The following is a 7,590-nucleotide window of genomic DNA, read 5'->3' on the forward strand; positions in this document are numbered from 1 at the left end:
TTTACAATTATTTTAATAGGTTATGCAAGAAGTCTAATACTTTTATTTGACTTTACTGCAAAAAATAAAAAGGATTTTAAAAAGACATAACATTATTTGCCTTTCTATGCTATATTAATAATTAGGAAAGTAATGAAAGGAAGAAAAATAATGAGTAAAAATAATGTTTTACCAATTATCGTTGAAATCCCTAAGGGGTCTGGTCATAAATATGAATATGATCTTAAAACAGGACGAATTGTTTTAGACCGGGTTTTATATGGTGCTAATTTTTATCCAGGAGAATATGGTTTTATTGAAAACACATTAGATTGAGATGGTGATCCCCTTGATGTAATTTCATTAAGCACTTACCCCACAATTCCTGGTTGTCAAATCAATGTTCGTATTTTAGGAACAATTAATATGATTGATAACGGGGAAATTGACACAAAATTAATGGCTGTGATGGCTGATGATCCGCGTTTTAATCATATTCAAACTTTAGAAGATGTTCCATTAGCAATACGAAATGAAATTAAAACTTTCTTTTTACAATATAAAACTTTGCAAAAAAAAGAAGTTAAAATTAATGGTTGAAGTGGCTTAGACCAAGCTTTAAAAGAAATTAAAGAATGTCAAGAACGTTATTTAGAATACAAAGATATTTTAGAAACAAAAGGAAAAGATGCTGTAATGAAAATTTGAAAAGAAAAAGGATTAGGGCAAATTTAAATAAAAAAAACTAGTGTCAACACTAGTTTTTTTTATTGTCTTATTTCTTTTCAATTAATTTTTCTGAAATTATGGCAACAATTTCTTCTGGTGTTTTATGATTGGCATCAATAACTAAAAAATTAAACTTATCTTTTGAGCGTTCATATCATTCCTCATATTTTCGGTTTAATAATGTTCAATAAGCGCTGCCAATGTTTTGTTCACTAGCTCGGCCTCTTTTGGTAATTCGTTCAATTGCTATTTCTGGATCAACTCGTAAATAAACAACTAATTCTGGTTTAATGTTTTCATCTAAATATAAACTTTGTAAAACAACAACATCATAAAATTCTTTATAAACTTTATAATCTGTTGTATTCATATATCCTAGTTCATATAAGACATCAACAAAAATTGGATCCTCTAAAATACTACGGTCAAAAATAATATTAGATGTTATTTTTGCTTGTTTTAATTGTTTACTACGCGCCATTACCATATATACTTGCATTTTAAAAGCCATATCTTTTGGATCAGCATAATACTGATCTAAATATGGATTTTCCTCAACTGGCTCATCCATTACCATATAATGATGTTTTTCTCCCAATAGCTTACTAACAGTTGATTTCCCTACTCCAACAACTCCTGCTAATGTAATCCGCATTGTTTTTTTCTCCTTTATTTTGTTTTTAAGTGTGATGCTATTCCAAAAAAACGTTTAATTTCTTTGGGTTTTAAATAACGTCATTCACCAGGCTTTAATGTTTCATCTAATTGTAAAAAACCGATTGCAATTTAATAACTTCATGTCCTAATGCTTGTATCATTTTTTTAACTTGATGTTTTCTGCCTTCATGAATTGTTAATAGAATAATCGAAACATTTTTTGCTTCTTCATATTTTACTAATTTTGCTTGCGCTTTGCTTGTTATAATTCATGGTTCAATTTCAAGTCCTGTTGCTAATTTTTGTAGTTGTTGTTTTGAAAGATAACCAGAAACCAAAACATGATATGTCTTATTAATAATATGACTTGGGTGTGTAATAATATTAGTAAATTCTCCATCATTAGTCAATAGCAAAAGCCCACTAGTATCATAGTCTAAACGACCCACCGGATAAATTCGCTCTGAAACACTTAACATAGTTTAAAACTGTTTTGCGATGTTGCGGTGCTCATAACATCGTTGAAACACAATTTCGTGGTTTATTCAACATCAAATAAACCTTATTTGCATTTTTATTCGTACGGATTTGATTGTTTATCTGTATTTGATCATTTTTGCTAACTTTAGTACCCAACGTTGTTACCACAATATTATTAACTTTAACTTGTCCTTGAATAATTAATTCTTCTGCTTTTCGTCGTGAACAATAACCTTTGCTGCAATAACTTTTTGTAAGCGTTCCATTATTTAAATAAATCCTGTTCTTTTTCTATCACAGTTTCCTTAATTTGTGGTAAATCTGCTAAAGAAGTTAAATTAAAAACTTTTAAAAATTCTTCAGTAATATGATATGTCATTGGTTTCCCTGGTAATTCGCTTTTACCAACTTCATCAATTAAATCACGTACGCGTAATTTGTTAATAACACTGTCAGAATTAACTCCCCGTAACTCTTCAATTTCTGGTTTACTAATGGGTCCACGATAGGCAATAATTGCTAATGTTTCTAATGCTGCTTGTGATAAACGTGCTTCTATTTTATTATTAGCTAATTTTAAATAAAATTGATAATATTCTTGCTTTGTTGCTAAGCGATATTTATCAGCAAAAGATGTTATTGTTAATCCACGATTATTATTAGTTTGATATTCTACTTTTAATTTTGCTAAAACCTCCTCACACTCAGGAACAGAAATTTCAAGAATATGAGCAATTTCTTTTAAATTAATTCCTTCATCACCGCTGATAAATAATAGTCCTTCTAAAACAGCCATTTTTTCATTTAAATTCATCTAATTTAATTCCCCTCTTTCTGTAAGTATGGTCTAATGTAAATTGCTTCTAAATGTTGGTATTGCTCAATTTCAATTTTTTGATAACGAGCTAAATCTAACAAAGCAATAAAACAAGCAACAAAAACTTGTAATGATAAAGTAAAATTACCTAGCAATTCTTCTAATGTTCATTCTTTATCATCTTGCGCTAATAATGCCATAATTCGCTCCGCCATTTCTTCTGGAGAAACTTCAGTAATAACAACATTTGATTCTAATGGTTTTGCTGCATTAATTCGTTCTAACATTTTTAAAAAACTATTAGTTAATTTATCAATATTAATTTTTGGCGATAATGGTAAATCTTCTTCTTTAATTTGATTTCCTTTAATAATTGTTCGTGATTTTGACAAATAGCGAATTCCCTCTTGATGTTGATCTTTAAAATATTGACTAACTTCTTTAATTTTTTTATATTCTAGTAAACGATTAATTAGTTCATCACGAGTATCTTTTTCATAATTATCATCAATTTCAACTTCTTCTTTTGGTAACACTAATTTTGTTTTTGTCTCAACTAAATAACTTGCCATTGTTAAATATTCTGATGCAATTTCAATATTTAATTGTTCCATTTCTCTAATATACGCTAAAAATTGATCAGTAATTTCTGTCAATTTAATTGCAAAAAGGTCCATCTCCTTTTCTTTAACTAAATGCAACAATAAATCTAATGGTCCTGAAAAATTATCAAGTTTTACTTCATAGCGCGGCAAATGTAACATTCTTTTTCTCCCATGTTTATTTTCTTAGTTAATAATACCGCTATTTTAAAAAAATTAAAGATATTAAAACAAAAAAGTGATTAACTTAAAGCATCACTTTTATTGAATTATCTCATAAACTAATTCTTCTTGTGGTGGTTTTGTTGAAACAATTCGAAAAGTTCGTTGTGCTCAATCATAAACTGGGGCAGTAACATAACGGTTAGTATATAAAGTCATTACAACATCATTTTTTGCAACTTTTTCACCAGTTTTTTTGTTTAAATAAATACCAGCATGATAATCAATTGTTTCATCTTTTGTATTACGGCCAGCTCCTAAACGAACAGCTAATAATCCTAACTCATTAGTATCAATAATTTCCATAAATCCCGATTGGGTTGCTTTAATTTCAACTATATTTTTTACTTTTAATACTTCTTTTAAAGTTAAATCATTATCAATAAAACTTAAATCTCCCCCTTGCTCGTTCACAAAAGCACGGAAGTAATTTAACGGCTCTTCTGTTTGTAATTTTTTTTCACAAGCTTTAACTGCCATTGCTAAATCTTTAAAAAGCCCTGCTTGGCATAAACTTAAAGCTGCTGCTTCACATACAATGTAAGTCAAATCATCAGGTCCTTTTCCTCGTAATGTTTGTAATGCTTCATAAATTTCAATTGCATTACCGATAGTACGGCCTAATGGTTCTGTCATATTAGTAATTTCAGCAGCAATCTTCTTATTAAATTTAATTCCAAGTTCAACCATAATTTGTGCTAATTTCCGTGCATCAGATATTGTTTTCATAAAAGCGCCACTACCACATTTAACATCTAACACAATTCCATCACTACCGGTCGCAATTTTTTTACACATAATACTTGCTGCCACTAATGGTAATGAATCAACTGTTGCCGTCACATCACGTAAGGCATAAATCTTTTTATCAGCAGGAACAAGATTATCAGATTGAGCCATAATTGATAAATTTGTTTTATTAATAACATCCTTAAATTCATTAAAAGAAAGTTCAACTTTAAAACCAGGAATACTTTCCAACTTATCAATTGTTCCTCCTGTTTGGCCTAATCCCCGTCCTGACATTTTTGCCACTTTTAAACCAAATGCAGCAACTAAAGGCGCATAAATTAAACTAACCTTATCACCAACTCCACCAGAAGAATGCTTATCAACTTTAAAACCAGGAATTGTAGTTAAATCATATACTTCCCCTGAATTAATCATTGCTTCAGTTAAAAACGAAATTTCTGTAACTGACATTGATTGAAAATAAATTGCCATTAAAAAAGTTGACATTTGATAATCTGGAATAATCCCTGATGTATATCCTTTGACAATAAAGCTAATTTCTTCTCGTGATAACTCTTGTCCATTTTTCTTTTTATCAATTAATTCTAAAATATTCACTATTCGATACCTTCTTTTTTTAAGTCGTTTTTTTCTTTAATGAAGTTTTATATTCTTCATAAGCTTTTTTATGATCAACATCTTGATATTGATCAATTCCTTTTTGAATAATTTGTTTAACATTATTTGCAATTAATTCAGTTGATTTGGTCATAAACGTATCTGGCTTAATTGGCTTATGAAACACAACATGAACATACTTTTTCCCTCTTTTTTTAAATTCTTTATTAAAAATTGGATAAGAGTTAATAATTGAAACAGGAATAATTGGAACATGTGCTTTCTGGGCAATCTTAAAACTTCCAGCATGAAATTCTCCCATTTCTTGCCTGCAACTTCGTGTTCCTTCCGGAAAAACAACCATTGTTCGTGGTACACGAATTAAATCATTTGCCTCTTTAATAACTTCTAAGGCCTGACGAGGGTTTTCCCGATCTAAAAATAAAACATCAATTAATGTTAAGAAATTTCGATATGTTCGATTATCTTGTAATTCTTTTTTAGCAATAAATGCACAAGGTGCGGTTTTATTAAAATCATTTAGAGCAAATAATAATGCCGGATCCACATTCGATTGATGATTTGCAATCATTAAACAACCCTTATCAATTCAATTATCACGATCATGAACAATTATTTTAACATCGTGCACTCATAACATATAGCGTGTTCGTTTTTGTAATCAATGATAACGATATTCTTCTGAAACAATATTTGGATCTCGTTTAATTTTTTTACTAATACTTCTTGCCTTAGTAATTGTTCGTAAAAATCGTGGTCATGTCAGAAGAATTTTTCAAATATTTAACATTTTAACTTTGTTCCTTTCTTTTATAATATTTTATTACAAATTGCTGATATTCGTTTGATTTAATTAAAGTAAATTGGTTTAAATCAAACGAAGGAAAATAAGTATCACCTTGATATTTTCCCTTAATATAACTAATGATTAATTCATCAGCATATGGTAATGTTGCCTCATAATTTTTTTTCCCCCCACAAATATAAATATCTTCGTTTGGATTTTGATGATAAAAATTAATAATTGCTGTTAAATCAGTTACTACTTCCACATCCGGATGATTAATTTGATAATCAAGTTGTCTTGTTAAAACTAATGTTTTTCGTTTCGATAATGGTCGTCCAATTCCTTCATAAGTTAATCGACCAAATAAAATTGTTTGCCCTAATGTTGTTTCTTTAAAATGATGTAATTCTTCTCTTAAATGTCATGGTAATTGGTTATTTTGACCAATTAAATTATTTTCATCCATTGCTCATAATAACTTAATCATTATACTGCGACAGTTCCTTTAATTAATGGGGCTGAGTCATAATTTTCCAACATAATATCTTCAAATTTAAAATCAAATAACGAAATAATGGTTTGATTTAACTTCAAAGTTGGTAATTTTCGCGGAGAACGTGTTAATTGTTCTTTAATTTGATTAAAATGATTTTTATAAATATGACAATCTCCTAAAGTATGGACAAAATCGCCAACATCTAAACCAACAACTTGGGCAATTAAATGGGTTAATAAAGCATAACTTGCTATATTAAAAGGGACTCCTAAAAAAACATCAGCACTACGTTGATATAATTGACAACTTAATTTATTATTTTTTGAAACATAAAACTGAATTAAAGTATGACATGGTGGTAAAGCCATCTCATCAACTTCTGCTGGATTTCAGGCACTAATAATATGACGACGTGAATATGGATTCTTTTTTAAATTTTCTAATAATTTTGCTAACTGATCAACTCCGTTAAAGTTTCGTCATTGTTTCCCATATACTGGTCCTAAATCACCAAATTCAGAAGCAAAATTTGCATCAGTTTTAATTTTTTCAACAAATTCAGCTAATGTTTCATTATTATATTTTGCTGATGCTTGATATTTTTCATATGGTCATTCATTTCAAATTCGAACATCATGATCTACTAAATATTTAATATTAGTATCGCCTTTAATAAATCATAATAATTCATAAACTACTGACTTAAAATGAACTTTTTTTGTTGTTAAAAGTGGAAAGCCTTTGCTTAAATTAAAACGCATTTGATAACCAAAAAAAGAAATTGTTCCCGTATTTGTTCGATCATCTTTTTCTTGCCCGTGTTCTAAAATAAAACGAGCCATATTAAGATATTGTTCCATCATTTTCACCCTATTTTCTATTCTCATATACTTAAATCTTACCTTATTTAAAAATAAAATCATCTGAAAAAATAAAAAAAATCTTAACAAGATTATTTTTTTATGTTATCATATTACTAACTAAAAGATTTGAGCAGTAATGAATAAATTTTTAAAAAATAATTAAAAAAATTAAATTTTCATTAAGTTTATTTATTCCTGGCACATTTAATCCTCTACGAAGCAAATATGAAAATGAAGCCGAATTTGATTATGCATATATTTTAAGCAATTCAATTCATCAACAAAATGTTATTGATAAAACTAAAATTATATTAGAAGAAAAAGATAATAATTGTCAATATGATAAACAAATTATTAAAAAAATTAATCGTTTTAAAAAACCTAATAAAAATAATATTTTAGTAATTTTAGGTTTTGTTGTTTGGTTTTTTAAAATCAAAAATAGTACATTACCACCACAAGATTTTAAAAAGACAATACAAGCAAAATAAATTAACGACCTAAAATAATAAAATAATTCTTTCAAGTGTAAAGTAAAGATGCAAGTAGGACAAATAGCCCTTATTAATTTGATAATATATCTTTTA

At 28.2% G+C, this 7,590-nt stretch carries 8 protein-coding genes and 1 pseudogene; 1 reads left to right on the forward strand and 8 read right to left on the reverse strand.

Going from position 1 to position 7,590, the window contains the following annotated elements; genetic code table 4:
• The first annotated feature begins 150 nt into the window (after nucleotides 1–150).
• Nucleotides 151–714 carry an inorganic diphosphatase gene (locus EHU54_RS03310; RefSeq protein ID WP_400248927.1) on the forward strand — a complete coding sequence of 188 codons (564 nt, stop codon included), beginning with the start codon at nucleotides 151–153 and terminating at the stop codon, nucleotides 712–714.
• A gap of 40 nt (nucleotides 715–754) precedes the next feature.
• Here the strand turns inward: EHU54_RS03310 and EHU54_RS03315 are convergent, their stop codons facing one another.
• The 8 genes and pseudogenes from EHU54_RS03315 to thyA form a co-directional block, all read right to left on the reverse strand.
• A complete protein-coding gene (locus EHU54_RS03315) occupies nucleotides 755–1,363 on the reverse strand; it encodes a deoxynucleoside kinase (protein ID WP_400248928.1) in 609 nt (202 codons plus the stop codon).
• Between the two features lie 14 nt (nucleotides 1,364–1,377).
• Nucleotides 1,378–2,111 (reverse strand): annotated as a pseudogene (locus EHU54_RS03320) (pseudouridine synthase).
• Complete coding sequence (gene scpB, locus EHU54_RS03325) at nucleotides 2,111–2,659, reverse strand: SMC-Scp complex subunit ScpB (RefSeq protein WP_400248929.1); 549 nt, start codon at nucleotides 2,657–2,659, stop codon at nucleotides 2,111–2,113. The pseudogene EHU54_RS03320 and the gene scpB overlap by 1 nt, the downstream one beginning before the upstream one ends.
• A 5-nt stretch (nucleotides 2,660–2,664) precedes the next feature.
• On the reverse strand, nucleotides 2,665–3,426 hold the full coding sequence (locus tag EHU54_RS03330) for a segregation and condensation protein A (protein WP_400248930.1): 762 nt from the start codon (nucleotides 3,424–3,426) through the stop codon (nucleotides 2,665–2,667).
• A 99-nt stretch (nucleotides 3,427–3,525) separates the two neighbouring features.
• Nucleotides 3,526–4,836, reverse strand: coding sequence for a thymidine phosphorylase (locus tag EHU54_RS03335; RefSeq protein ID WP_400248931.1), 1,311 nt, complete (start codon nucleotides 4,834–4,836; stop codon nucleotides 3,526–3,528).
• A 19-nt stretch (nucleotides 4,837–4,855) separates the two neighbouring features.
• A complete protein-coding gene (locus tag EHU54_RS03340) occupies nucleotides 4,856–5,647 on the reverse strand; it encodes a lysophospholipid acyltransferase family protein (protein WP_400248932.1) in 792 nt (263 codons plus the stop codon).
• 1 nt (nucleotide 5,648) lies between these two features.
• Entirely contained in the window at nucleotides 5,649–6,131 is a 483-nt protein-coding gene (locus tag EHU54_RS03345) for a dihydrofolate reductase (RefSeq protein WP_400248933.1), read from the reverse strand.
• Nucleotides 6,131–7,000 (reverse strand): thymidylate synthase, encoded by an 870-nt coding sequence (gene thyA, locus EHU54_RS03350; RefSeq protein WP_400248935.1) that lies wholly within the window; start codon nucleotides 6,998–7,000, stop codon nucleotides 6,131–6,133. Before thyA ends, EHU54_RS03345 begins: the two co-directional genes overlap by 1 nt.
• Nucleotides 7,001–7,590: the final 590 nt, after the last annotated feature.

The sequence above is a fragment of the Spiroplasma sp. ald genome (assembly GCF_044714355.1).
In the GTDB taxonomy this organism is placed as follows: domain Bacteria; phylum Bacillota_I; class Bacilli_A; order Mycoplasmatales; family Mycoplasmataceae; genus Spiroplasma; species Spiroplasma phoeniceum.